We start from the raw sequence: 23,869 nt of genomic DNA on the forward strand, positions 1-23,869 counted from the left end.
TCAGGGTGCTTTCATGGTGGGGGGTGAAGACAAGGGCGCCGCGTGTCGGGTCGCAGGCGGCAGCCAGAGCGGCGTCGCGCGGCCGATCACGTCGGCAGCAGGAAGGGAGCCGAAATAGCGGCCATCGAGACTGCGCGGCTCGGCCGGGTTCATGACGAAAATCTGCCCGGCGGAGAGACGACGGCAGCCGTGCCAGACCGGCAGCGAGCGGCCGCGATGATCGACGGTCCGCGCATCGCCGACGACCACGCCGTCGATGGTGATACGCAGCGCAATGCGACAGACACTCTGCCCGGCGACCGCCGCCACGGGCTTCAACAACGGCACGCCCAAGGGCAGATAGCCGCGCGCCGCCAGCAGGCTGGCCTGCGTGTCCGGCAACCGCAGCGCGACGACATCGCCGATACGCGGGCTGGGATCTGGATGCAGCCGGTAGAGCCCGACCGGGACGCTGGCGGTGGCGTTCCAGAGCAGGCGCGGGACCGGATGGACCGCCAGCGCGGCGCCGATGCCGAGCACGGCGACATAAGTGGTGAAGAACCAGCCGCGCCGGGTCATGATGTCGCACTCCGCGCCTGCCAGGCATGATGCCGCGACGGCGCATAGGCGTGGATTGCCGCGCCGACGCGCAGACGTTCGGCCACCTCCCGCCAATATGCCGGGTCGATCCGCGCGGGATCGATGCGCTGGCGCTCGATGCGGTCGATGGCCTCCAGCACCATCCGCACCTGCGGCCAGCCCGTCCCATGCAACAGACGTTCGCCGCCGGTCGGCACGAACGGCAGGCAGTCGCGCGGCTCGCCGAGCAGCGGCGCGCGGACGATGTCGATGCAGCAGGTCGCCGCACCGCAATCGGCCTGGGTCCAGCGCAGCAGCGCGAAGACGGCGCCGGGCGCGAAGCACAGGCGGCGGCGATAGCGGTCGATGGGATGCGTGTCGACAACAGGACCGAAGCGCAGCCATTGTTCGATGCGCTTCTCCAGCCAGGTGAGTTCGAGATGCGTCAGCATCTCGCGATGAGCATGGCTCATGCGCTGTCTCCGACGGGAAAGGGAAGGATGGCGGCGAGACGATCCCGGGCGCGTTGCGCCATCGCGGGATCGATCCCGCAGCCGACAGAACGGCGGCCGGCCAACCGGCGGGCGACGCCGGCGGCGCCTGAACCGGCGAACCAGTCTCCGACCACACCGCCCGGCGGGCAGCTGACGCGGATCAGCAGATCCAGCAGGGCGACGGGCTTTTCGGTGGGATGGATGGCGCGGCCATGGACGTTGCGGAAGCGCTGCACCGAGCGGGCCAGGCGTGGTCCGCCATCTTCGCTGCGATACGACGCTGCGCCGATGTCACCGGTATGGGTCGGTCGGCGCTTGCGGCGGACCACCCGTGCCCGGGCGTCATCCGTCGTGGCCACGGCGTTGTAGATCGCCTGCCAGCGCGCGGATTCGGGATAGAACTGCACCAGCACTTCATGGACGCGGCGGAAGCGATCGGCATGAAAGACGCTACCGTTCTGCTTTTCCCAGACGATCTCCTGCGCGTGCCGCAACCCGGCGGTGTGGAAAGCGTCGGCGGTCGCCATGAAGCTGCGCAGGGAGCCGCAGACCCAGAGCGAGCCATGAGGCTTCAATGCCCTTGCCGCCAGTTGCAGCCAGCCCGACACGCGCCGGTCCCAGGCCAGCGACGTTTCGCCATAGGGCGGGTCGGCGAGGATCAGGTCGTAGGGACCATGACCGGGCATGAGATCCCGGCAATCGCCCGTCAACAGCAGGAAGGGGCCGGTCATGGCCCGTCTCCCGCAGCGTCACGGCTCCGAAGGCAGGTCCACACTGTGAGGACAACCGAGCGTGACGGCCGGAGCGTAGAATTGTCGGAAATTGTCAGTCTATAGCAGCGTGTTTTCGTGGTAGTCGAAGACTCACGCGCACGCGCCGGCGCGGTGTACAAGTACTGAATAGGTGTACTTAGTACCTTTAGAGGGCGACGATTTCCGATTTTTAAACAATGACTTATCGAAAAACCCCGTTCCTGTTCGGCCGGAGATTCGATTCCTGAAAGGACGGGGGCCATCACACATCCCCCACAGGGTTATCCACAGATGGCTGTGGATAAGAGTCGGCGGCGGTATCGGGCGCGAAATGCAGGACCGGCGTGCCGTTGGGATCGATCTCCAGCCACAACCGGTAGCCGGGCAGGCTCTGGGCCTCGACCAGGCGACGGATCTCGAAGACGAAGCGCGGATAAGGCGACAGCGCGGCCGACTTCTCATGGAGATGCTTGAGATCGAAGGACCAGCCATCACGCTGCCGGCCGGCATGACGGCGGACCAGCAGATAGAGCCAGCGCACAAAACCGCCGGTCAGCGCGAAATAGCGGGAGTCGAGGTCGAGTATGGCGCGGCCTTTGACCGCGTCGCACAGCCAGGGCGGCAGGATCAGGTCGAGTTCGCCGCGCCGTTCCTGCCAGGCGACCAGCCAGGAGAAGCCGGACGCGCCATCGCTTGTCTGGCGCAGCGAGGTGGTGACCTGAGTATCGGTCAGGCGGTCGAGGGCGGCGCGCAGCCGGACATAGCGGCTGGCGGAATCCCCGCGCCCGAGAAAGCGCAGGATATCGCGGGTCGAGCCGCGCACATGGGACGAAACGAGTTGCCGCTGCCGGCGCGCCGCGATCAGGGTGGAGACCGCCCATATCAGGATATCGGCGTCCCAGATCGTCGCCATCGGGCTGGCATCGCGGCCGGCCACCGTCATGCTGACGCGCCCCATGCGAAAATCGACCGGGACATGGCGTGGTGACTTGGCGAGGGAGAAGAATGGCCACGACATCAGGTCGATCAGCAGGCAGGGGGTCAGCGCCCGGGGCGCGCGGGCGGTCATCGCCGCCGGCTCCGGCCGAGGCTGCCGATCCGGCGCGCCGTGTCGTAGATCTCTTCCGAGGTGGAATGGCAGGCGACGCGCTCGATCCAGACGCGCACGTCGTCGACATGATAGAGGACGCGGCCGCCCATCTTGCGGAAGACCGGGCCGACACCCCGGCAGCGATAGCGTTCGAGGGTGCGGGGTGACAGGCCGAGCTTGTCGGCGGCCTGCGGCGTGGTCAGCAACTGCGCGTGCAGGAAATGCCCGGGCGGCGGATCATAGGGCGACATGGCGGCCTCTGACGGTTGGAGCGTAGCGAGGCCAAGCGTGGTCGGAAATTGTCGGTGGCGGGACGCACGAAAACGGGGATAGGCTTATGGAGCGACCGTGCGGCGCGTCAGACGCGAACCGTAAAACGCGGGGGCCGGAGCAGGGTCAGGTAGCCGCGACGCTCGGTCAGGCCATGCGCGGTGCGCAGCAGCCGGGCGATGCGCGAACGCTGCGGCGACGAATCCCACTGCCGCGCATTCATGGCGCGCACCGCCGGATCGAGGACGCAGCCGATGTCGCGCTGCGAGGCGCCGGCAAGACGCCCGGCATAGGCGCACAGCACGTCGGCCAGCCGCCAGGCTCGATAGGGCGGCAAGCGCAGGGCGCGCGGCAGCGCCGCAACGGGCTGCCTGGCGATCCGTTTGAGCAGGCGGCGCAGTTCGCCGACCCGGAGATCCTCGCCACCGTCGAGCGGAATCAGCGCCGCCGGACGGGCGCGGGCGGCGGGGCCGAACAGATGCAGCCGATGCTCGCCGGTGGCGTCGGGAACGACGATCGCGATCACGCCCGGCGCGGATCGTGTCGTGCCGCCGCTGGCGAACAGGTCGTCAGGAAGCGACCGGACCCGGAACAGTGCGGGCGCGGTAACGAAGACCGTCACTCCCGGATAGGCATCGGGGCTCCACAGGGCCGGCGCGATCCAGGCCGGTTTCTCCGGGTCAACAGGGAAAGGACAACCCCCATTGAATGGCGAAACCGACGATCAGGTCGTAGCGCCGATGGAGATCCGTCAGCGCTTCCAGCTGACGGCACAGAGCGCGATAGCCGGCGACATAAGCGGGGATGCGGCGCAATGTCTCCTGCGCCAGCGCCGGCCTGTCCAGGGTCCGCAGGGTCTCGCGGAACCGCGCATCGTGCCAGTCGTGCTGATCGGTCATGAACGGACTCCTCCCATTACGGACGACCGTTACCAATCTGGCGAGGCGGGGGCATAGCGTCCGCGATCGTGGCATCACCGCAGCGGAATGATGCACAGGTGCAATGACGATCGTAAAAGCGTCGTCCCGAACGACGCATAATTGAAGACCACTGTCAGGCGAAGTGAGAAAGTGACCCCCTGTCGCAATGAGGAACTGACCCCCCTTCGTTTTTGAAAGGGGCACCGATGACGGAAGAAAAGAGCATGATTTCCGCATTGTCTGGAACGATGCGGGGAACGGGGATGCTGCAACCCGAGCGAGGTTGCCGCGATGATGCGGCTGCACGGGCTTGGCTGGGGAGCCAAGCGGCTGGCGCGGGAGTTTGGCTGTTCGCGGAACACGGCGCGACGATATGTCCGTGCTGGCGGGGCGATCGCGTATCGGCAGCCTGAGCGGCGGTCGGCGTTCGATGGTCTGGACGATTGGCTTCGGGAGCGGTTCTTCCGGCACGACGGCAATGCCGACGTGATCCGCCAGGAACTGGCGAGCGAGCATGGGATCGTCATTGGGCTTCGCTCGGTCGAGTTGAAGGTCCGGCCGTGGCGGCGGGAGTTATTGGCCCGGAAGCGGGCGACGGTTCGCTTCGAGACGCCGCCTGGGCGGCAGTTGCAGATCGATTTCGGCGAGACGCGGGTGTGGATCGGCGATGAGCGGCTGCGGGTGTATCTGTTCGTGGCGACGCTCGGCTATTCGCGCCGCCTGCATATCCGCGCGTCGCTGAGGCAGGGACAGGCGGACTGGTTCGCGGGCATGGAGGGCGCATTCCTGCGGTTCGGCGGGGTTCCGGCGGAGATCCTGCTCGATAATGCCAAAGCTCTGGTCGAGCATCACGACGCGACGACGCGGGAGGTTCGTTTCAATGGGCGGCTGCACGCCTTTGCGCGGTATTGGGGCTTTGCGCCGCGTGCCTGCGCGCCGTATCGCGCCCGGACCAAGGGCAAGGACGAGCGCGGGGTCGGCTACGTCAAGAAGAACGCGGTCGCGGGACGGCGTTTCGCGAACTGGGCGATGTTCGAGGCGCATCTTGACCAATGGACGCGCGAGATTGCCGACCGGCGCGTGCATGGCACGACGGGCGTTGCACCGTCGGAGCGTTTCGCCGGCGAGGCCGAGGCCCTGCGCCTGCTCGGTGGACGCGCGCCGTTCGGCCAGTTGCGCGATCTGGTGCGCAAGGTTCAGGCCGATTGCGCGATCGACCTGGACACCAACAGCTACTCCGTGCCGTGGCGGCTGATCGGCGAGAGCGTCCAGATTGTGGTGCTGGGCGGACGCGTCGTCGTGCGTCATGCCGGGCAGGTCGTGGCGGATCATCCGCTTTGCGCGGGACGCCGGCAGCGGATCGTCGATCGCTCCCATCTCGCCGGCGTGGTCGGCGGACCGGCCGCGAACGGCCCATCACTTGCCGGGCTACCGACCCTGCTGCTCGACCTGCTCCGGCCGCTGGCCGAATATGAGGCTGTCGCGGGAGGGGCCTGGTGATGGCGGGCGTGGACCATGCGGCATTGGTCGGGATGCTGGACCGGCTCAAGCTGACGGCGATCCGCGACCAGCTGGACACGCTGCTCGACGAGGCGGCGCGCTCGGACATGACGTTACGCGAGGCACTGGCATTCCTGGTCGGGCGCGAGATCGCGCGACGCGACGAGCGCCGCATCGCCATGGCGAGCAAGATGGCGCAGTTCCCGTTCGTGCGGGAACTCGACGGCTTCGAGTTCGACGCCCAGCCGTCCCTCGATCCCCGGCAGGTCCGCGATCTGGCCGAGTGCCGCTGGGTCGCGCACGGCGATACGATCCTGCTGCTGGGGCCGCCGGGAACGGGGAAGACGCATCTGGCCGTGGCGCTCGGGCGCGAGGCGATCCGGCGAAACTACAGCGTGCAGTTCGTCACCGCCGCGACATTGGTCGCCATGCTGGCCAAGGCGCATGCGGACGGCGCGCTGGACAAGCAACTGGCGCTCCTATCGCGACCGAAGCTGCTGATCATCGACGAACTGGGCTATCTGCCGTTCGAAGCCAACGCCGCGCATCTGTTTTTCCAGCTCGTCTCAAGGCGCTACGAGCGCGGCTCGATCCTGCTGACCTCCAATCGCTCGGTCGGAGAATGGGGCGAGGTCTTCGGCGACCCGGTGGTGGCCACCGCCATCCTGGACCGCCTGCTGCACCATTCCACCGTGATCACCATCCGCGGCGACAGCTACCGTCTGCGGGAGAAACGACGCTCCGGCCTTCTGCAGAAGGCCGGAGCGTCCATCAGAGAAGCCGAGACAACCACTTCATGACGGGGTCAGTTCCTCGCTTCGCCAAAGGGGTCAGTTCTTCAATTCGTTTGACAACCACAGCGGAAAGGATACCAACTGGACCGGCAGAAACCACCGGACCGCGCGAATGACGACAGTGCCTCACGCCAATGATGCACTGCATCACATGGGCGAGGCACGATCACCCGTACGTGACAAACCCGGCGCCCTGGGCGCCGGGTTGTATCCGGATATCGCGCATCAGGACACGCCCCCTTACGGTCAGGACGATCCGATCGCCGAGAGACGAACCCAAGCCGTACCGCCGGCGACCGTGGCACCGATCACGGCCAGCAGGTGGGACAGGAGAAAGCTGCCGGTGCCCATCTGCGCAAACCCGAGCGTCATGCAGTAGCCCATCGCCATGGCGGGCACGGCGAAGACGAACACAACCACGGCACGCAGGGCCGGTTCGGCGCTGGTCGCGAGCATAAAGCGGCCGATCGCCGCCGTAGCGATGCCCGTCAATGCGCCGAGCGCCAGCGCACCCGCGCCGGAACCGGCGTGGTCGCCATGGGCGAAGACCATGGCGCCGACGAAGACGGGCAAAGCCCAGACCGCCGCCATGAACAGCAGCCAGCAGAAAAAACCCAGCCCGCACAGGCTGAGGGCGAGAGTGAGGACCAGCATGTCAGGCGCTCCTTGCAGGGACTCTCCCGCATCAGGCGGGAGACGCTCGCGGGAAGCGGCCCTCGACCTCCTCCGCCGTCGCGGCCTGCGCGGCCACGGCGCTGGCCAGTTCGCGTTCGATTTGCGCCCGCTCGCGGCGGCTGAGGTGAACGCTGGTCAGTTCGGCGCGCAGCATCTGGATCGTGTCGTGCAGATTGGTCATCGTCCTGCTCCTGTCGTTTGTCGAAGACAGGACGCCGCCTCATGCTCACGGGAACCGGGTCAATGATCGCCGAAGGCGACCGCGCCAGCGGCGCGCGGGGGAGCCGATTTTTTCGGTGCGTCCGCAGGGCGTGCCGGAAAAATTGGGGGGACCGCGCGTCTTGAGGCGGTTTCCGTGGGCATGGTACGATGGGAGGACTGAGGGAAAAGTCTCTTCTTCCCCGTGGGACGGAGACTGCCGGGCGACAGGGACGACCGCCGCCTCATCCGATCGACGGTTCGTGGCTGCGTTCCACCCGGTGGTCCGGTAGGCTCGCGATGGGTCGATCAGACCCTGTCGCCGCAACGGAGTGGGTGGCTATTCATTGAAGTCGCTCACCTTTTCTGCGTGCAACGCGCGTGAGCGACTCAACGTGGTCCCTGACTCTCACCCAGAACTCTGCCTCGTCGGCGAGATTCTGTTCGACGCAACGGGCGATATGCCGACGGACGGCGAGGTAGGCGTCCGCCCCGAAGCCTCTGATGAGGCACGCCGCAACGTCATAGGCCGACATGCCCAACGCCCTGCTTTCGTCCCGATCCGCCATTCCGACCTCGTGCGCTACCGACGGCGTTCGACGCCGGCAGGACGAAACAAAGGCGAATCCAGGTACGCATCGTCCCGCCCTTCCTGGCGTCGGGCGGGTGATAACGTGTTTCAAAAGGGCAAAAGCACGCCCTGCCTATTCCCCAGACGGCACGCAACCGCGGTTACGCACCGCTGGACCATAGGTCCGGGTGTTGTATTCGGCAGGCCACCCGACATAGGAGGCCGCCCTTTTGAAAAGGCGTTATCACGCGCCATCTTCATATTAGCATGGTATAAGCGCTCCCGTCACCTGCTCACGGGGCGGCGTTGCGATGTGCCGTAAACCGCGATTTCCCAGGAAGATGCCGGTTGCGCCGAAGCCCCGCCCGGCGAACCGGGCGGGGGCCTGATGGGGCGCTCAGTCCCCGTTGCGTCCGGTGCGGGGGCGGGTCCAGATCAGGGTGTGGCCCTCGCCATCGTCGTCGGCGAACAGATTGGCGAAGATCGGAGCGGCGAAGGACGGATCGTCCAGCTTCAGGCTCAGATAGTTCCGTCCTTCGGTGGAGCGCTTGGCCCAGGCCGCCCCTAATTCGATTCTCCCAACATAGACGCGATAGTTCGGGGCATTGTCGTTGGTCCGGTTGGTTTCGGGCACCAGGCGGACATTGCGGGTCTGGAGCGCCAGGGTGACGATCTCGCCTTCGAAGCCGTCGCCCGTCTTCTTGAAGGAACCGATGTTAGCCATTGTCCTATCTCCTTGCTGGATCGGGCCGCGACCACCGTGGCCTCGATGGCGATCGTCCAGCCGGAGGCGAGCGGCCAAGCGCCTGCTTGCAGGCCGAAGCGCAGCGAAGGGCGGCAGGATCGGAACTTTCTTGTCCCGCGAGGAATGACGGCGCAGCCGGCAGGGGAAGAAAGTTGCGGAACGCCGTCGCGACAGCCGGGCGAGGCGCAGCCGATCTTCGGCTAGATCAGCCATCTGACAGAGGCCATGGTGTACGGCACCCTCAGCCTCAGGAGAGACATGGCGACCGCACACGGTCCGAAGACCGGGCGGGAACCGAGAACCGGAGATCTTGCCACTGACGCAAAACCCGACCGTTCATGTTCCGGTGCCCGACAGGGGCGAACCGGGTGCACACCACCCCCTGCCCGACGCCTCCTGTCGGACAGACCGATGCCAGGGTGGTCAGATCCTGCATTCTGATCAACGAAGGCCGGACATGACCGGGCCTCGGGATAATCGGTCCCTCCGCGTGACCATGGCAGCCCTGTTCCTGCCGACGCGATCAGCGCGGGCAGCCTTCCGGCACGACACGCCAGACGGCCCAACGGATATGCGTCCCGGGTCACCTCCCGGTTCGCCGGGTGGAGCTTTGGTGCAGGTTCGACCGCCGAAAGCGACTACAATGGGGGATTCCGGTCTGTCCGGTTCCGGCCCAGAACTCAAAATATCGGACATCTATTCGGGCTACCAGCAGCTTTCGACTGTTACCAGGGGAACAATTCCTGTAAAAGTTTAGACCACAACTGCCAGATTGGTGGTTTTTATTTATTCCCACTCAATTTGTTGCAGCATCATAAAAGAAATATTTATCATTATGTTATAAAACCATAAATCAATAATGCCATAGTTGATACCATACTTTGAGCTAACGACCCAGAGACGCTCCCTATTGCCGTCCAACAACGACTCGCCACGACTAAAGGCAGAAGTTGTAAATATGGCCTGACCTTGGGGACAAACCCGCCGTTCGCGATCATATGGGGAGCGGCAGGTTTCGGTTAAAGCCGACGTTGGAGTTTTGCCGCAACCGCCCCCGGAATGAGCAGCCCTGGCCGTTGGCGGACTGGCAGGTCTTGATCTATGAGTGCGGGAAAGCTGCCACTCACCGAGCTTCGGGCGAAACGTCACATCCGGAGCCGACGGCGGTCTGGCGGGTTTGGGGTTCACGGAACCCCGGGTCAGCCCGGTTTCATTCGGTTCGGATCATTTATCCATATCGACAATCTGGACCTGTGATCCTTGATCAGCACCCGTCACTCTCGCCAGTTATCGGCACGCTTTTTGAAGTCGATATTCTTCCACTCCGCTTTCCAGAGCGTGAGATATTTCACGTCACTGGACGAGGGTTCGGGGTCGCATTTCTCCACATACACGACACACGGCATGATGACGGCGTCCCCGATCAGAAGCGCCTCCCCTTGCTCAAGCGCGGGCATTCCCTCGGTCAAATTGCCAAGCGTATCCGGCAGTAGTCGGCGGACATAACTTTGGTCATCGGGATTAGTAAGACGCATCGCCAAGAAGTTGGAGCATTGCGAAAAAATAGTTTCTGAAATTTCAGACGGTCGCTGGCTCGAAATCAGTAGGCTGATGCCGTATTTTCGGCCTTCTTTGGCTATGCGTTCGATAGCAGCCAGTGAAGCCTTATAGCGGGCAAGACCGCTCTTCGGCGCATATTTGTGCGCTTCCTCATAGACCATCAGGAATGGCTGTTCGGTTTTGCTTTCAACGCGCCGGGCATAGTAGCAAAAATCGAACATTAGACGGGAGATGAGCGAAACGGTGATGCTGAGCAGTTCAAAAGGGATGCCGCTAAGGTCGATGATGGTGACATTCGACTCACCTCCCGCGTTGTAGCCAGTGAACTGTCTAAGCACATCCTCCAAAGACGCCTTCTTAGCCTTTTCACCGAAAATAAACCCTAGGCGCGTGTTCGCGATTTTTGATCTGACCCGTCGTTCGAACTTGTCGATTGTCCCGTCGGCATACGGCCCTTTATTAATCTCACTACGTTTTGTCAGCGCAAATTCGCGCAATTCCATACAATAGTGTTCGATCTGGGCATCGACGTCAGGGAAATCGATTTCCGTGTTGTCCTTGAATTTGATCAGCAAAGAATTGTCAGCGTTCTTTGTCTCTCTGGTGAGATTTCTGAACGCATTCACGACATGATTGATCTCGTATGGAAGTGGGCTGTCAAAATTGACCTTCTCTACATCAGTATTACTGATCTTTTTTGCGATGGTAACAATCTGCCGCAGCAATGCCTCCTGATTGTAATTGTTGTTGTCCCCTGACTCCAGAAACATGTCCTCCATCTCGTCTTCGTTTAGCAACCAATATGGCAGGACGAGATCATCGACGGTAATGACATTTGCTTTCGGAAACGCTGCGGCATATTCGGAATGAAGATCAAATATCAGGATATGGGAGTTGTTGAGACCCTGGTATTCGCCGGCTTTGGCTGATATGGCTCTTTGCAAAACAGACGACACACTCGACGATTTTCCAGATCCCGAAGCACCGACAACAGCAATATGTTTGTTGAAGAACCGGTCGCCATGAACAGGTACAACGATATCACGTTGCCTGGTCAATGACGAAAAGCAAAAGCGGTCTTCAGCCGCATAGCAGTCTGCATAGATGGCTGCGATTTCCGCTTTCGTCGCCGGCACGACCTTCTTTGGCGGAATGGCGAGTTCGTCACCGCCGCGATTGAACTTTCCGTCTTTAAGGGTCCCGAGAGGATACGCATCAATCATATAGACGCGCTTGTAGTCACTGCTACCGTCGCCTTCCACCTCTTTCATCTCGATTGAAAAGCTTTCGATGATGCAGATGAGAGAAACGTTGTCATTGTCCGAGACCTTGAGAAAGGATCCAACACGAAGAGACTCTCCAGCCGCCTGGAAGTTCAAAAGATCATCGACGGCCACTCGGACTTTGTTGGGATAAACGGCGACAACCTCAGCATTGGCGATTTCCTCACTCATTGTTTGTCCTCAGATAATTTTCGTGATTGTGGAGATGCTACTGATGGGGATCGAATACATCCGAATCTTTGGACCCGGCAGCGCCATGGTTGCAGGGCGTTCAAGGAAGAAGTCGTATATATGGCACAACTTCCGCCCCGGCCCATCGAGGACCTCCAGCAACTGGTCAACGTCGTCAACAAGACGAATTTCGATCTGGTGCTCTTGGGTCTGCGGGCTGTGAACGTGATCGATGCGAAATGGCGATCCGCGATATGGCTCGCCACCCATCAGTTTTTATGGGGTCTGGATTGACGTGCTGAATCTGGCTGTGATTCAAGGATTCTGCCCTTGTGAGGAGCGGATTTGGCATGACCCCGGCTATTGTGGAAATGGCGGCTGGCATTGCGGCGGATTTGCAGCGTCGGTTGCCTGGGCAGCGCAAGACCCAGCGTGACAAACTCGCGCTGCTTGTCGCCACCATGCTGGACGCTCGCAGCGCCAATCTGATGGTGTTGGCGGCTTCGTTGCCGCGCGCGGCAGAGCGAGCGGACATGCGTTACCAGTGGATCGCTCGGTTCATCGACAACCCCCTCGTGGTCTGTGATGAAGTCATGGAACCGTTTGCGCGCGAGGTGCTCACCAAGGCCGCCGAAGACGGGCGTGTGGTGCTGATCATGGACCAGACCAAGGCCAATGACCGCCATCAGATCCTGATGCTCTCGCTGCGTTTTGGCGAGCGCGCGTTGCCGCTGGCCTGGCGGGTCGAGGCGACGGAAGGGGCGATCGGGTTCGCTGTTCAGAAGGACCTGCTCCAAGCGGTTGCCGGCTGGTTGCCTTCCCAGGCCGAGATTTGCCTGATGGCGGATCGGTTCTACGGCACGCCGGATCTGATCGCGTTCGCCATCGCCCGAGGCTGGGGTTATCGGCTGCGCGTGAGGTCCAATCTGCGGGTCGCCGCGGGCGGCCACAAAACCTCCCTGGCCGAACATGTCACTGACAAGCGTCCCTATCTGACCGACGTCGCGCTCACCCATCGGCGTATTGTCACCAATATCGGCATCATCAACGCGCCCGGCCATGCCGAGCCGTGGATCATTGCGATGTCCGACACCCCCAGCTACCTGACAACACTGGATTACAGCGCACGATGGGGCATCGAGCCCATGTTCTCCGACTTCAAATCGCGCGGCTTCGGTCTCGAACACAGTCAGTTGCGTTCCCCCGAACGTCTCGGCCGGTTGGTGCTGGTGATGAGTATCGCTTTGTATTTCGCCGTCTCCACCGGCCTGTGCGACGCACAAACCAATCCATCAGCGGACGAAAAAAAAGCCCCAGACGTCAACCCGCGAACATGAGCCGCAGCAGGCTCTCCTGGTTCACGCGCGGCGTCCGGCGCATTGTCAGGCTCCTCCAGTTCCGCAAACCAATGCCGCCATTATGGGCATCCGGATGAAACTGATGGGTGGTGAGGCGATATGGGAAACCGTCTACGAAAACTGTTCCAGTATCGAAAAGCTGGTTCTTCACTTGCAAGATGAATTTTTCATCCGCGCCGCGTAACAGGATGAATGGCGCGTAGCGCTCGGAATTCTGGATGCGGCGCTTCTTAGCCGAACTCCAGTTGTTGCCGATTGCTCTGAGTTGGTCGCAGACAACCGAACCGTCGGCTGCCGCACTGCAATCAATGATGAAAGCACGGACGATTCCTGCGCCGTTCGTGGGCGAGAAGTACAGGCGTTTCATATGCTTCGCGTAATCGCTTGCATCCTTCTCCCGGAGAAGCCAACGATTATGGATAGCTTGAGTACCTTTGAGCAGTTCCTGCAGGTCACGACGGGTGACCTTGCGGTCGTTGTGATCTTTTTTCGTGGCGAGTGTGGCGATGTAGTCGAAGGCCATTGGATAGTGAAAGCCTTCGGCCTCAAACCCGGAGACGTTTTGATTTTTCCGTATTGCCTCGATGACGAGATTGCGATGTTCAGAAAATTCCGTCGAGATTTGTATGCTGAAGCTCTTGCAGAACGCCTCAATTAGCCCATCTGGCGCGGCCATGCCGTCGAGCAAAGACTTCTTTTCATAGGATTTTGTACCGCCAGCGGCCTTCAGTTCCTTTCGGTATTCCATCACCGATTTGAAGCGCTCGACGGAAAGCTCACCAATATCGATCTTAACTTCTGAAAAGTGCCCGTACAGCAGGTATTTTCGGCCTGCCCGTTGTGCTTCTTCGAGCCCATGGAAGTGAACAAAGAGCTTATGCAGGGGATCACGCAGTACCGAGTCTGTCAGGTTCTGCTCCGCGTAGTATTTTACCTGACCGTAAATGACGCCTTCATCGGTGTAGCGGTCGAAGTCTTCAATGCCCTCGATGACAACGCTCTCGTCCAGGCCCGCGTTCAGGATTTCGAGTAACGCTGCATCGAGCTGGTAGAAATAGCCCCTAATTGAAGCTGTTGCTTCGCGTTTTTTGTCGACTTCCAGCATCCCACCCCCGAATCAATCACCGATTGACATTATAGGCGAGAGGAAGCGAAGAGTGCGAGTGAGAATATTTGCGCCGACGGGACTGGCCTGAATGTCGTGAAGGCGTCTGTTTTGTTCCCCCCTAACAATGTCAGCTTTCAGACAACCAGCATAACCGCTTGGAGGTCTGACATGAGGGCGAAAGCCGACGAAACAGCTGGAGTGACGCTTACGCGCCGCCTCCGTATCGCAGAACCGGGATACCGAGTTTCCTGGCCTTGTCGGCCAGGTTCTCCTGGATGCCGGTGCCGGGGAAGACGATGACGCCGATCGGCAGGACGTCCAGCATGGCATCGTTGCGCCGGAAGGGCGCCGCCTTGCGGTGCTTGGTCCAGTCCGGCTTGAAGGCGATCTGCACGATTTCGCGGTGATCGGCCCAGCGCGAGGCGATGAACTCGGCACCCTTGGGCGAGCCGCCATGCAGCAGCACCATGTCGGGATGCTTGGCCCGGACCTTGTCGAGCCGGTCCCAGATCAGGACATGGTCGTCGAAGTCCAGCCCGCCGGTCACGACCACCTTGGGACCGGGCGGCACCAGCAATTCGCCCTCGGCTTTTCGGCGGGCATTGAGGAAGTCGCGACTGTCGATCATCGACGCCGTCATGGTGCGACGGGAGACCAGCGAGCCGGTCTTCGGCCGCCAAGCGGACAGGGTCAGGCGTTCGAACTGCTCCTGGGCGGTATATCGCGGAAGATCTCGTAGGCGTTCCGACGCTCGATCAGGGTCAGCCCCTGCGCGATCAGGCGCTCCAGTTCCACCGAGCGGATCTCGCTGCCGTCCTGTTCCTGCTGCCCGCGCTTCTGCGCCTGCTCGTTGCGGTCGAGTTCGCGCTCGACCTGCCCGACCATGCGGTGGAAGACGTTGGTCGCCGACCAGAGAAGCTCTTCGAGGTCGGGCTCCAACCGGGTTTCGGTGAGGGTGGCGGCAATGGCGTCGAAGATATCGGCCACCGCGCCGCCGATGCGCTCTGCCTCGGGCAGCGGCCTCGGGTCCGGCTCGTCCTCGAAGGGACGGTAGCCATACATCTGGAGTTCCGCCAGCACATGGGCGGTCGGGGATGCGGCATGGTCGGGTTCGAAATCGTCTGTCAGGTGGGTCATGGCTCTGTCCTCCGGGATACCGGCCGCGCCCATCGCGGCCTTTCCGGGGGCGGACAGCGGCAGACCAGAGCCGGGCCGGAACCGCGCGGCACGCGCGGCCGAAGCGCAGCGCAGGATGGCAGGGCGGCGGCTATTTTGCCTCGCGATGCAAAGCGCGCCCTATCCCGGGGTCCCCACGCGGCCTGCCGCGTGGGGTGGGGGCGCGCGGCGGAAAATAGCCGGCGCCCGCCATTGCAGGCCCGGCCCGGCTGACGCCCGCTCCCCTCCTGAAAGGCCGTGGGCGCGACCAGGCCGCCGGGGCGAAGCTCCTGGCCCCGCTTCGGCGGACACGAAACCCGCCCGTCCCCTTCCCGGCCCGCTTCAGGCGTGTGCCGTCTCCAGAATCCGCGCCACGTCCTGCGGGGCAAGCTGGGGATGCAGGATCGCCCGCAGCGCGGCGGGACCGAGATGGCGGAGATCATCGTTGAAATCCGCCAGCCGTGGCGACAGGGCAATCAGGTCGATCCCGGCGTCGCGGGCGCGCCCGGCGAGCGCCTCCAACGCATGGTCGCCGGCCGGATCGTCGTCCCGCACGACGTAGAGACGGCGCAACAGCGGCGGAAAGACCATGGCGGCGAGATGGCCTGCGGAGAGACAGGCGGCCAGCGGCAGATCGGGCAGCACCTGCCGGAGCGAGAGGACCGTCTCGATCCCTTCGCCGGCGGCCAGCACGTCGGCGGCCACACCGAAGCGCACGGCATGACCGAGCAGGTCGCCCAGCGCCCGGCGCGGCACCTCGACCGGCGCCTTGCCCCGCCCGTCCGGGGCCAGCCAGGTGCGATGCACACCGGTCAGGGTGCCATCGAGATCGGTTACGGCGGCGATCAGCGCCGGCCAGGTCTCCGTGGGGCCGTCATCGTCTGGGTGATAGTAGCAGCGCGGGTGAAAGCGCAGCGCCGTGACGCCGGTGAGTTGTTTCAGGTCGCGATGCCGCAGATAGGTCGCCGCGAGGGTACCGGCCAGCGGATAGGTCATCGACCACAGGCGTCGTGCGGCTTCCGTATAACCGGCCGAACCGCGCCCGTCCGCCGGATGATCAGTATGCGATACCGGCCTGGGTTCCGGATGCGGCAGGCAGAGGAACGCCCGCGCCTCCTCGGCGACGTCGCGGAAATCGAGCAGGCCGCAGCTTTCGCGGATGACATCCAGCAGGTCGCCATATTCACCCGATTGCGCATCCGTCCATCGCCCGGCCGCACCACGACCCTCCGACGGGCCATGCAGGCGCACATACATCGAGCGACCCGGCATATTGCGCACATCGCCGACCAGCCAGTACTTGCCATATCGCCGCCCGGCCGAGAGATAATGGCGGCAGACCGCCTCGACCTGCTCCGCCAGACGGCGGGCCAGATCGCCGGCGCCCGCTCTGTCAAATCCGGTCATTGCGCCCTCCCGGCAGGCTTGATGCCGCCATGATCTGCCGCTAACGGCGGTGCGGACGGGCCACAGCCCGCATCGAAAAGGAACCGTAGATGAAGATTACCGAACTGGTCGATCATATCGCCAGCGCCGCCGACCTTACCAAGACCGACGCGCGCAAAGCCGTCGACGCCCTGGTCGCGGCGGTGACCGATGCCGCGAAAGCCGGCGACGAGGTGACCCTTCCCGATCTCGGCAAGTTCAAGGTCAAGGACGTTCCCGCCCGCGAAGGCCGCAACCCCGCCACCGGCGCCACGATCACCATCGCCGCGTCGCGCAAGCTGACCTTCACGCCCGCCAAGGCGCTCAGGGACAGCCTGAACGGCTGAATGCCGGACAGACAAAAGGCGGCGGACTTGCGCCGCCGCCCCCTGACAGACCGACCTTACTCTTGTCGCCCTGCCGCTCATCCGACCGCCTCCATCAGCTTGCGGGCCTTGCCTTCGAGATCGAGCCGGACGTCCTGATTGGCCTTGGTGCGGGCCAGCGCCGTGATCCCCTGCACGAAATCATAGATCGTCTCGGGTTTCCTCTGCTCCTCGCGCAGCACCGTCTCGATGATCGTTGCCGTCTCCGGCTTGGAGAAGCCGCGTTTCCGCAGAAAGCTCTCGCGAGCGTCGTCATCGCGTGCGACGATCGCCTTGCGCGCCGCCTGGATGCCGGAAACAAAAGAAGCCGGACTGGCATTGGCGAAACTGCGCAACGCCGGAGCGGCCTGATGAACGAAGCGCGACGGCGCGAATTTGCTATGCCGGATCGTGATCTGTTCGAAATTTTGTTGGCCCCACAGCATCCGATTCTGGCACACGCCCCGCAGATAGAACGAAGCGATCCCCAGGCTCTTGCTGCCGACTTCCGAGTTCCACGCGTAAAAACCGCGAAAATACAGATCGGGCTCTCCGTTCGGTAACCGGCCGGCCTCGATCGGATGCGTGTCGTCAACGAGAAATACGAAGACATCCCTGTCCGAAGCATACAGCGTCGTCGTCTCTTTGGTGACATCGACATAAGGATTGTGGGTCAGGGTCGACCAGTCGATGACACCGGGCACCTTCCAATTGGTGTCGCCCGTGCCGTCGCCCGCGATCTTCCGGACGGCGCCGACCAGTTCATGGTCGAATACGCGCCCATAATCGGGGCCGGTCACGGCGCGCAGTTCGACGCGTCCGTCGTCGGTTTCCAGCGTTTTCACCAATTCGGCCCGGTGCGACAGCAGGCCGTGCTGGAGATTGATCGCCGCCAGCGGCGCCGGCAGATTGCGCAGATAGGAAGACGGTGCGCCGACCAGGCTGGACAACTGGCCGAACGACCAGTGCGTCGGCGCGACGGGCTCGGCCTGCCCCGGCAGCGCCAGGGTCAGGCGCGCGGCATTGTCGCGGCTGGCCTCGACGCGGATAGCCCGGCTCTCGATGGTTCGGGCGGTCGCGCGCTCGGCGCGGGCCAGCGTGGCCGCATGCAGATCGGCCAGCGACAGGTAGCGTTCATCGTCGGGGCGGGAAAACCATTCCGAGGACACACGGGCGTCACGCCGCCCCCGCGACGGGTCGATGCGGAATCCCGCGGGGCGGGCGGACGGCAGGATGGTGGTAGCGGACATGGACACTCTCCTCTTGGGCCGGATATTCGGCATCCGAGGCAAAGCCGCCCTCGCTCTCCCTTGCAGGCCAGCTCGACATAAAAAAAGCGGCTTCCGGGAACCGGAAGCCGCCAAGGATCATTCGCGTCAATTGGCTCTCAATGAGCAAAATGGAGCATGGCCCTGACGGCCGTAACCAACGGAGGCACCAATGTTCTCGCCTCATACTGAGAGAGCACATACGTGCCTATCGTCATCACGATGAAATGAGTCAAATAAAATTTCCATTTTTTACTTTCACACCACCTTTTTTCGATAGATTTAAGCAGTGTCTCTTCAAAAGATAGAAGAATAACGGTCAAGGCACCGCTCCAGGAAACGATCAATATGATTGAGATCACCCAAAGAGTCGGATTGGAAAGCGCCTTCGCAGCTTCGCTGACCGTAACAATCAACAAAAACCATCCAAAAAGTTTGAATGGTATTTCACAGATTTTCAGCCATCGTTCGATACTATCTGCCTTCGTGAACCAACCGAGAAACTGAACGCCCATGATTCGATTTCGAACCGAGCAATATACATTATACATGTTCATGCTGGACCTTTTCCGCAATACTCGACGAGTAGCGCTTTCTATTCACGGTCATCGTCGAGAAACGCACAAGCCACGATACACGCACACCGTGTGCCGCAAACGCCAGAAAATGAGAAAAGCTATTCTGCTGCGACATGCGTCTCCGCGAAGGAGGCCTCCGCAGCATTATCGCCTCTGACGTTATCTGACTGATTGGCCAAAGATGGTGAGCCTGTCCGCAATGCCTCCGGCAGCCAGCCGGAACCGTCCAGCAACCGCTCGGCCTCGCGGGCCATGTCGGGCTTCTTGAGATGGGCGATCATCTGCGCGGTCTGCTCACCGCGCCCCTCGCGCACCGCCTGCAGAATGCGGGCCTTGGTCACCCGGCCGAGGTAATTGTCGACCGTCGGTGTCCAGCCCGCCTCCACGGGATCAAGATGCAACGCTGCCGCCAGCCGGTCGGCCCGGACGATCCGCCGCTCGATCGTCCGCGGCGAGACGGCCCCGTAGGGATGGACCTTCTCGTGGAGCGCATTGACGCCATGGGAGAGGCAGTGCGCCAGCAGGGCCAGACGGCTGTCGTTGTCCAGACGATCGAGCCAGATCCAGAGCGCGTCCTCACCGGTGGGCAGGTCGGCTTTCCACGCTTCGTCGCGCGCCTGCACCTGATGCGCCGGGACGCTGCCGGCGAGATCCGGTCCCTGGACGGGGAACGACACCGTGCGGACACCCGCCTGAAGGCACGCGCCGTCATAGGTATCATGGAACAGCACCAGGCAGAGCGTGTGCAGGAACTCGGTGAGCGCGACATGCGGGTTGCCGGCGAAGGCGTCGCGCAGGGCCAGCGTCCGCCAGGCCGTCAGTTCGGTAACGAGCCGGTCGGGCAGCGGCTTCAGCCCATCCTCGTCCTCGGGCTCGTCGTCCTCCGTGACCACCTGACTGGATACGGCATCAGCCCCGGTATCCTCGGGATCAGCATCATCCGCTCCCTCCCCCCCTGCGTCGGTTGAAACGGCGTCGTCGTCGGGGTCGGTCGGCATGTCTTCGGGGCGGACGAAACCGCGCGCGACCAGCAGCGTGCCGTCGCTGTCGAGGCTGACGAAGGTCCCGGCGCGCGCCATCTCGGCCGGATCATAGATGACGGGGCGCGTTTCCAGAGATTCGATGGCCTGCTCAATCTCGCCCAGCCGGGCGTCGATTTCATCGGGGTACTCGTCGGCCTGAGCGTACTCCGCCTCGATTTCCTCCTGCTCCACGCGCAGGGCCTCGAGCCGGGCCAGGTCGTCCTCGGTGATGGCGACCGGCCGGCCTTCGATTTCGTCGAACGTCCGCGTGTGCCCCCAGGGGAAGGACAGCGCGGTTTCGACCCACTTCCAGCCTTCGGCGCGGATTTCGGCGGCCGCAGATTCCAGTTTGTCCATGACCAGCCGGTCGAGCAGGGCGGGATCGTTCAGCCAGCCGCCATCGTCGGCCTCGAACAGGTCGCGCATGACATGACCGCCGGAAGCGACATAGGCAGCGAGCCCGACGAAACGGATGCGGGCATCGGAAGCCCGCACCGTCTTCTCGGTCAGCATCCGGCGGATCAGATAGGGCTCGCGGTTATGGCTGCCCGACAGGATCTCCCAGATTTGCTCCTGGCGCGCGTGGTCGTCGCTGATCGAAAACGCGATCACCTGGTCGAGCCGCATGCCGTCTTCCGCGTAGACGGCGAGAAGCTTTTCCGAGACGGTCATCAGGCGCAGGCGCTGCCTGACGACCGTGACCGGGACGAAGAACGCGGCGGCGATTTCCTCCTCCGACAGGCCCTTTTCCAACAGGGTCCGGAAGGCACGGAACTGGTCCAGCGGATGCAGGGAGACCCGCTGCACGTTCTCGGCCAGGGAATCGTCCTCGGCGAGGATCGGCGATCCGGCCTCACGCACGACGCAGGGGACAGGCGCCGTCTTGTTCAGCTTCTTCTGCCTGACCAGCAGTTCCAGGGCGTGGAAACGACGGCCGCCCGCCGGCACTTCGAACGTGCCGGTTTCCGCGCCGTCCGCGTCGAGGACCCGTCGCACGTTCAGGCTCTGCAACAGCCCGCGCCGCGCGATGTCGGCGGCCAGTTCGGCGATCGACTGGCCGGCCTTGACGCGGCGGACGTTGGCCTGCGACAGCACCAGCCTGTTGAAGGGAATGTCACGGGATGAACTGAGGGTGATTTTCTGGATGGCGCTTGCCATGGCGAAAAACTCCGCGACGGACGGCCGGAAGCCCCTCTCCCAGCCTCGAAATCCGTCGCGAAATCTCCCCATCCCTCTTCCTCTGCCCCGGCCTCATACCCCGCACATCCCGTCACACTCATTGAGGAACAAATCCGCCTGCCCGGTCTTCTCGGTGTCGGTCAGCGGGACCATTGCCAATGGGGTCGCCGAACGATGCAGGAAGACCTCACCGTGAATACCGCGCAGACCACGACGCAGGGCACGATCGACCTCGACGACGTCCGCCCACTCTTCCGGATCGTCATCCCGTATCGCGCGCCACCCCGCATCGGAATGAAATGGGCAACCGAGACAGGCGCTTTTCGGCGGAAGCGGATAACCGCGCCGTTCCAGCCAGCGCAGGTAGTCGCGACGGGTCATACCCCGCTCGATCAGCGGCCAGCGATTGATCTGCCAAGCGTCCGACGAATATTTCACACGGGTCAGTTCGTCGAAACTGATCCCGATCCACTGTTCCACAACCGGGTGGCGCGGCGCGCGCTTGCGGGTGAGCCCAACCAATGCCCGCATCTTCCGGCGAATGGGCCGGATCTTGTATTCGGTGGTGCTTTGGCGGGTGATCATGCCGACGATCTCACCTGCCGGCGTCTGGGTGCGCGTATAGGCGGGAATCGACGCCCAACGCCGTCCGCTTGCGGCGGCAAGGATGTCGTCCCGGATATTCCCCGCGGACACGATATGCACCGGAAAGGGCAGGACGTCCGGCGAACGCAGCCAGGCCAGATGGTCATAAACGGCCTGCGGCTCCCAGCCCGTATCCGCGAAGATGGCGCAATCGGGCATGGGACCGATCTCGCCTTGGACGGCCATCAGGGCCAGGGTGGTCGATTGCACGCCGGCACCGAGACTGAGCGCGCGCAAGCGGATGGCCTCGGGCGGACGCCAGGGACCGCCGAGCGGGTTGGACGGCACCAGCATGGGAAAGCTCCGCGACGGGAGCCGCGAGCCTCTCTCGCGATCAGGAAACCCCGTCGCGGCACGCCAGGCCGGTCTCTTGCTTTACCGAACCGTAACGGCTTGGGATACAAAAACGAAAGCTGCCGACGAAAAAGGAACGAGAATGACCACTCGATTGCCACGCCGGACCATGCTGCTGACGGCCCTGTCCTGCATTGCGCTGTCGATCATGCCTGCCCATGCGGCGCGCATGACATTGAGCGGCACGGTCAGCTATCGGGAACGGCTCGCCCTGCCCCCTGCCGTCGTCGAGGTTCGTCTGATCGACGCCTCGCTGGCGGACGCACCGTCCACGACGATCGCCAGCACGACCATCAAGACCGATCGGCAGGTACCGATCCCCTACCGCCTGCGCTTCGATCGCAAGGCCATCCAGCCGGGACATCGCTACGCGCTCCAGGCGACGATCTCGGTCGAGGGCCGAATGTGGTTCACCACCACCACGACCTATCCGGTCCTGGCGGGCGGACGGGACGAAACCGATCTGGTCCTCGAACGCGTCCAGGCTCCACCCACCACAGCCGCCCTCCCCGCCGGCGACTGGCGGGCCTTGACGATCCAGGGCCAGGACATCACGGGCGATCCGCAAGCGACCCTGGAGATCGCCGCGGACGGCGCGGTGTCCGGCACTGGCGGCTGCAACCGCATCGCCGGCAAGGTCACCGTGACCGGCGACAGGATCACGTTCGGCCAGATGGCCGTGACGGACATGGCCTGCATGCCGGCGAGCACGATGGAACAGGAACGCCGCTTCCTGAAAGCGCTCGACGCCGCCGTCTCATGGCATGTCGGTCCGCGCGGCGACCGGATGGCGCTTCTGGATGCCGCCGGCAAGCCGCTGCTCATCCTGAAGCGGATGTAAGCCGTCGGGACGGCGGAACACCCCTCACGCGAATGTGACAACCGTAAGCGTGAGCTGATCCCCACATAGCATTTGTTCGGTTGCTGGGCGGATGATGCTGTCGATTTCCGCAGGGTGGGCGACGGTCATGACACACGATGATTTTGGCAACGACGGTTTCGAGCCAGATATTTCAACTACCACTGGTATTATTGATAGTCATATGACGGGTCGTAATGACGGTCATATGACCAGTTCTTACGGGGCTGGACCGCGCGAGGAAATTGAAATCCGGCGCCGCGTCATCCGTCGTCGTCGCTGGAGCGATCAGGAAAAGGTTCGCATCCTCGAAGAGGCCTTTGCGCCGGGAGCAAGCCGCAGGGCTGTCGCGGAACAGTATGGGATCGCGCAAGCCCAGCTTTATATATGGCGCAAGCAGTTGATGATGTTTCCTGCCGCCGAGGGATTTATGCCGGTTCATGTCGGGGGCTTGGCGATGACGGCACGGCAGCCGGGCGCGTCGTCGCCTGTGGCGGCTGTCGAGATTGTTCTGCCGAACGGCATCAGCATCCGGACGGGCACGACGTTTGATCCCGACGCGGTGTGTCGGCTGGTTCTTGGCCTGGGACGGCCATGATCTGGCCATCGGGAGAGGTCAGGATCTGGCTGGCCTGCGGGGTGACAGACATGAGACGCGGGATCAACTCCCTGGCGTTGCAGGTGCAGACTACATTGGGCCGGGATCCTCACGATGGATCGATCTACATTTTCCGTGGGCGCAAAGGCGACACGATAAAAGTTTTGTTTTGGGATCGGCAGGGCATGTGCCTTGCGATGAAACGCCTTGAATCCGGGAAGTTCGTGTGGCCCCAGGCCAAAGATGGCTCGGTGTCCCTGACGACGGGTCAGATGGCGATGCTCGTTGAAGCCATCGACTGGCGCGCCACGGCCTGGACGGCAAGGCCGCAAGTGGTGGGGTGATGATGCGGTTTTTCTGTATTGATCCCTTGC

General features: G+C 63.0%; 24 protein-coding genes and 2 pseudogenes. 8 read left to right on the forward strand and 18 right to left on the reverse strand.

From position 1 onward, the window contains the following. The 7 genes from AAC691_RS12555 to AAC691_RS12585 all read right to left on the reverse strand — a co-directional run bounded on the left by AAC691_RS12555 (window position 1) and on the right by AAC691_RS12585 (window position 4,063). Window positions 1-558, reverse strand: a complete 558-nt coding sequence (locus AAC691_RS12555) for a S26 family signal peptidase (protein WP_342627144.1) — start codon at window positions 556-558, stop codon at window positions 1-3. Further along, complete coding sequence (locus tag AAC691_RS12560) at window positions 555-1,031, reverse strand: DUF2840 domain-containing protein (protein ID WP_342627145.1); 477 nt, start codon at window positions 1,029-1,031, stop codon at window positions 555-557. The genes AAC691_RS12555 and AAC691_RS12560 overlap by 4 nt, the downstream gene beginning before the upstream one ends. Then, on the reverse strand, window positions 1,028-1,783 hold the full coding sequence (locus tag AAC691_RS12565; protein WP_342627146.1) for a site-specific DNA-methyltransferase: 756 nt from the start codon (window positions 1,781-1,783) through the stop codon (window positions 1,028-1,030). The genes AAC691_RS12560 and AAC691_RS12565 overlap by 4 nt, the downstream gene beginning before the upstream one ends. A gap of 283 nt (window positions 1,784-2,066) precedes the next feature. Continuing rightward, the gene (locus AAC691_RS12570; protein WP_342627147.1) at window positions 2,067-2,873 is read right to left on the reverse strand and encodes a replication initiator protein A; all 807 of its coding nucleotides are present in this window, start codon (window positions 2,871-2,873) and stop codon (window positions 2,067-2,069) included. Continuing rightward, window positions 2,870-3,145 carry an AlpA family transcriptional regulator gene (locus tag AAC691_RS12575; protein ID WP_204737152.1) on the reverse strand — a complete coding sequence of 92 codons (276 nt, stop codon included), beginning with the start codon at window positions 3,143-3,145 and terminating at the stop codon, window positions 2,870-2,872. The genes AAC691_RS12570 and AAC691_RS12575 overlap by 4 nt, the downstream gene beginning before the upstream one ends. A gap of 107 nt (window positions 3,146-3,252) precedes the next feature. Further along, window positions 3,253-3,786, reverse strand: coding sequence for a DUF2285 domain-containing protein (locus AAC691_RS12580; protein WP_342627148.1), 534 nt, complete (start codon window positions 3,784-3,786; stop codon window positions 3,253-3,255). Window positions 3,787-3,844: 58 nt separating this feature from the next. After that, the gene (locus AAC691_RS12585) at window positions 3,845-4,063 is read right to left on the reverse strand and encodes a transcriptional regulator domain-containing protein (protein ID WP_342627149.1); all 219 of its coding nucleotides are present in this window, start codon (window positions 4,061-4,063) and stop codon (window positions 3,845-3,847) included. A gap of 227 nt (window positions 4,064-4,290) precedes the next feature. Here AAC691_RS12585 and istA point away from each other — a divergent pair. Both istA and istB read left to right on the forward strand, forming a co-directional pair. Next, window positions 4,291-5,584, forward strand: a pseudogene (gene istA, locus AAC691_RS12590) (IS21 family transposase). Further along, window positions 5,584-6,384, forward strand: a complete 801-nt coding sequence (gene istB / locus AAC691_RS12595) for an IS21-like element helper ATPase IstB (RefSeq protein ID WP_342626975.1) — start codon at window positions 5,584-5,586, stop codon at window positions 6,382-6,384. The pseudogene istA and the gene istB overlap by 1 nt, the downstream one beginning before the upstream one ends. Window positions 6,385-6,624: 240 nt before the next feature. Here the strand turns inward: istB and AAC691_RS12600 are convergent, their stop codons facing one another. The 4 genes from AAC691_RS12600 to herA form a co-directional block, all read right to left on the reverse strand. Then, window positions 6,625-7,032: a hypothetical protein gene (locus AAC691_RS12600; protein WP_342627150.1), complete on the reverse strand. Its 408-nt coding sequence runs from the start codon at window positions 7,030-7,032 to the stop codon at window positions 6,625-6,627. 31 nt (window positions 7,033-7,063) lie between these two features. Then, window positions 7,064-7,234 carry a hypothetical protein gene (locus tag AAC691_RS12605; RefSeq protein WP_342627151.1) on the reverse strand — a complete coding sequence of 57 codons (171 nt, stop codon included), beginning with the start codon at window positions 7,232-7,234 and terminating at the stop codon, window positions 7,064-7,066. Window positions 7,235-8,219: 985 nt separating this feature from the next. Further along, complete coding sequence (locus AAC691_RS12610) at window positions 8,220-8,546, reverse strand: DUF736 domain-containing protein (protein WP_342627152.1); 327 nt, start codon at window positions 8,544-8,546, stop codon at window positions 8,220-8,222. 1,295 nt (window positions 8,547-9,841) lie between these two features. After that, on the reverse strand, window positions 9,842-11,581 hold the full coding sequence (herA, locus tag AAC691_RS12615; RefSeq protein WP_342627153.1) for an anti-phage-associated helicase HerA: 1,740 nt from the start codon (window positions 11,579-11,581) through the stop codon (window positions 9,842-9,844). 120 nt (window positions 11,582-11,701) lie between these two features. On the opposite strand from herA, the gene AAC691_RS12620 reads away from it, so the two are divergent. Both AAC691_RS12620 and AAC691_RS12625 read left to right on the forward strand, forming a co-directional pair. Continuing rightward, entirely contained in the window at window positions 11,702-11,875 is a 174-nt protein-coding gene (locus AAC691_RS12620; protein WP_342627154.1) for a hypothetical protein, read from the forward strand. Window positions 11,876-11,931: 56 nt separating this feature from the next. Then, window positions 11,932-12,918 (forward strand): transposase, encoded by a 987-nt coding sequence (locus AAC691_RS12625; protein WP_256890451.1) that lies wholly within the window; start codon window positions 11,932-11,934, stop codon window positions 12,916-12,918. On the opposite strand, the gene AAC691_RS12630 is transcribed toward AAC691_RS12625, so the two are convergent. The 3 genes and pseudogenes from AAC691_RS12630 to AAC691_RS12640 all read right to left on the reverse strand — a co-directional run bounded on the left by AAC691_RS12630 (window position 12,902) and on the right by AAC691_RS12640 (window position 16,609). After that, the gene (locus AAC691_RS12630) at window positions 12,902-14,044 is read right to left on the reverse strand and encodes a DUF4297 family anti-phage-associated protein (protein ID WP_342627155.1); all 1,143 of its coding nucleotides are present in this window, start codon (window positions 14,042-14,044) and stop codon (window positions 12,902-12,904) included. The genes AAC691_RS12625 and AAC691_RS12630 overlap by 17 nt on opposite strands. 208 nt (window positions 14,045-14,252) lie before the next feature. After that, window positions 14,253-15,184, reverse strand: a pseudogene (locus AAC691_RS12635) (DUF2493 domain-containing protein). A 360-nt stretch (window positions 15,185-15,544) separates the two neighbouring features. Next, window positions 15,545-16,609: a toprim domain-containing protein gene (locus tag AAC691_RS12640; protein ID WP_342627156.1), complete on the reverse strand. Its 1,065-nt coding sequence runs from the start codon at window positions 16,607-16,609 to the stop codon at window positions 15,545-15,547. Between the two features lie 89 nt (window positions 16,610-16,698). Between AAC691_RS12640 and AAC691_RS12645 the strand changes: the two genes are divergently transcribed. Beyond that, window positions 16,699-16,974: an HU family DNA-binding protein gene (locus tag AAC691_RS12645; protein ID WP_176640938.1), complete on the forward strand. Its 276-nt coding sequence runs from the start codon at window positions 16,699-16,701 to the stop codon at window positions 16,972-16,974. A gap of 77 nt (window positions 16,975-17,051) precedes the next feature. On the opposite strand, the gene AAC691_RS12650 is transcribed toward AAC691_RS12645, so the two are convergent. The 4 genes from AAC691_RS12650 to AAC691_RS12665 all read right to left on the reverse strand — a co-directional run bounded on the left by AAC691_RS12650 (window position 17,052) and on the right by AAC691_RS12665 (window position 21,978). After that, the gene (locus tag AAC691_RS12650) at window positions 17,052-18,242 is read right to left on the reverse strand and encodes a DUF932 domain-containing protein (protein WP_342627157.1); all 1,191 of its coding nucleotides are present in this window, start codon (window positions 18,240-18,242) and stop codon (window positions 17,052-17,054) included. 137 nt (window positions 18,243-18,379) lie between these two features. Continuing rightward, window positions 18,380-18,775: a hypothetical protein gene (locus tag AAC691_RS12655; protein ID WP_342627158.1), complete on the reverse strand. Its 396-nt coding sequence runs from the start codon at window positions 18,773-18,775 to the stop codon at window positions 18,380-18,382. A gap of 161 nt (window positions 18,776-18,936) precedes the next feature. After that, window positions 18,937-21,018 carry a ParB/RepB/Spo0J family partition protein gene (locus tag AAC691_RS12660; protein ID WP_342627159.1) on the reverse strand — a complete coding sequence of 694 codons (2,082 nt, stop codon included), beginning with the start codon at window positions 21,016-21,018 and terminating at the stop codon, window positions 18,937-18,939. Between the two features lie 93 nt (window positions 21,019-21,111). Continuing rightward, a complete protein-coding gene (locus AAC691_RS12665; protein ID WP_342627160.1) occupies window positions 21,112-21,978 on the reverse strand; it encodes a hypothetical protein in 867 nt (288 codons plus the stop codon). Between the two features lie 142 nt (window positions 21,979-22,120). Between AAC691_RS12665 and AAC691_RS12670 the strand changes: the two genes are divergently transcribed. From AAC691_RS12670 to tnpB, 3 genes are all read left to right on the forward strand, one after another. Further along, complete coding sequence (locus AAC691_RS12670) at window positions 22,121-22,879, forward strand: YbaY family lipoprotein (protein WP_342627161.1); 759 nt, start codon at window positions 22,121-22,123, stop codon at window positions 22,877-22,879. Between the two features lie 91 nt (window positions 22,880-22,970). Beyond that, the gene (gene tnpA / locus AAC691_RS12675; protein WP_342627162.1) at window positions 22,971-23,495 is read left to right on the forward strand and encodes an IS66-like element accessory protein TnpA; all 525 of its coding nucleotides are present in this window, start codon (window positions 22,971-22,973) and stop codon (window positions 23,493-23,495) included. Continuing rightward, entirely contained in the window at window positions 23,492-23,839 is a 348-nt protein-coding gene (gene tnpB / locus AAC691_RS12680) for an IS66 family insertion sequence element accessory protein TnpB (RefSeq protein WP_070402454.1), read from the forward strand. Before tnpA ends, tnpB begins: the two co-directional genes overlap by 4 nt. Window positions 23,840-23,869 lie beyond the last annotated feature (30 nt).

This window comes from Nguyenibacter vanlangensis (assembly GCF_038719015.1).
Taxonomy (GTDB): domain Bacteria; phylum Pseudomonadota; class Alphaproteobacteria; order Acetobacterales; family Acetobacteraceae; genus Gluconacetobacter; species Gluconacetobacter vanlangensis.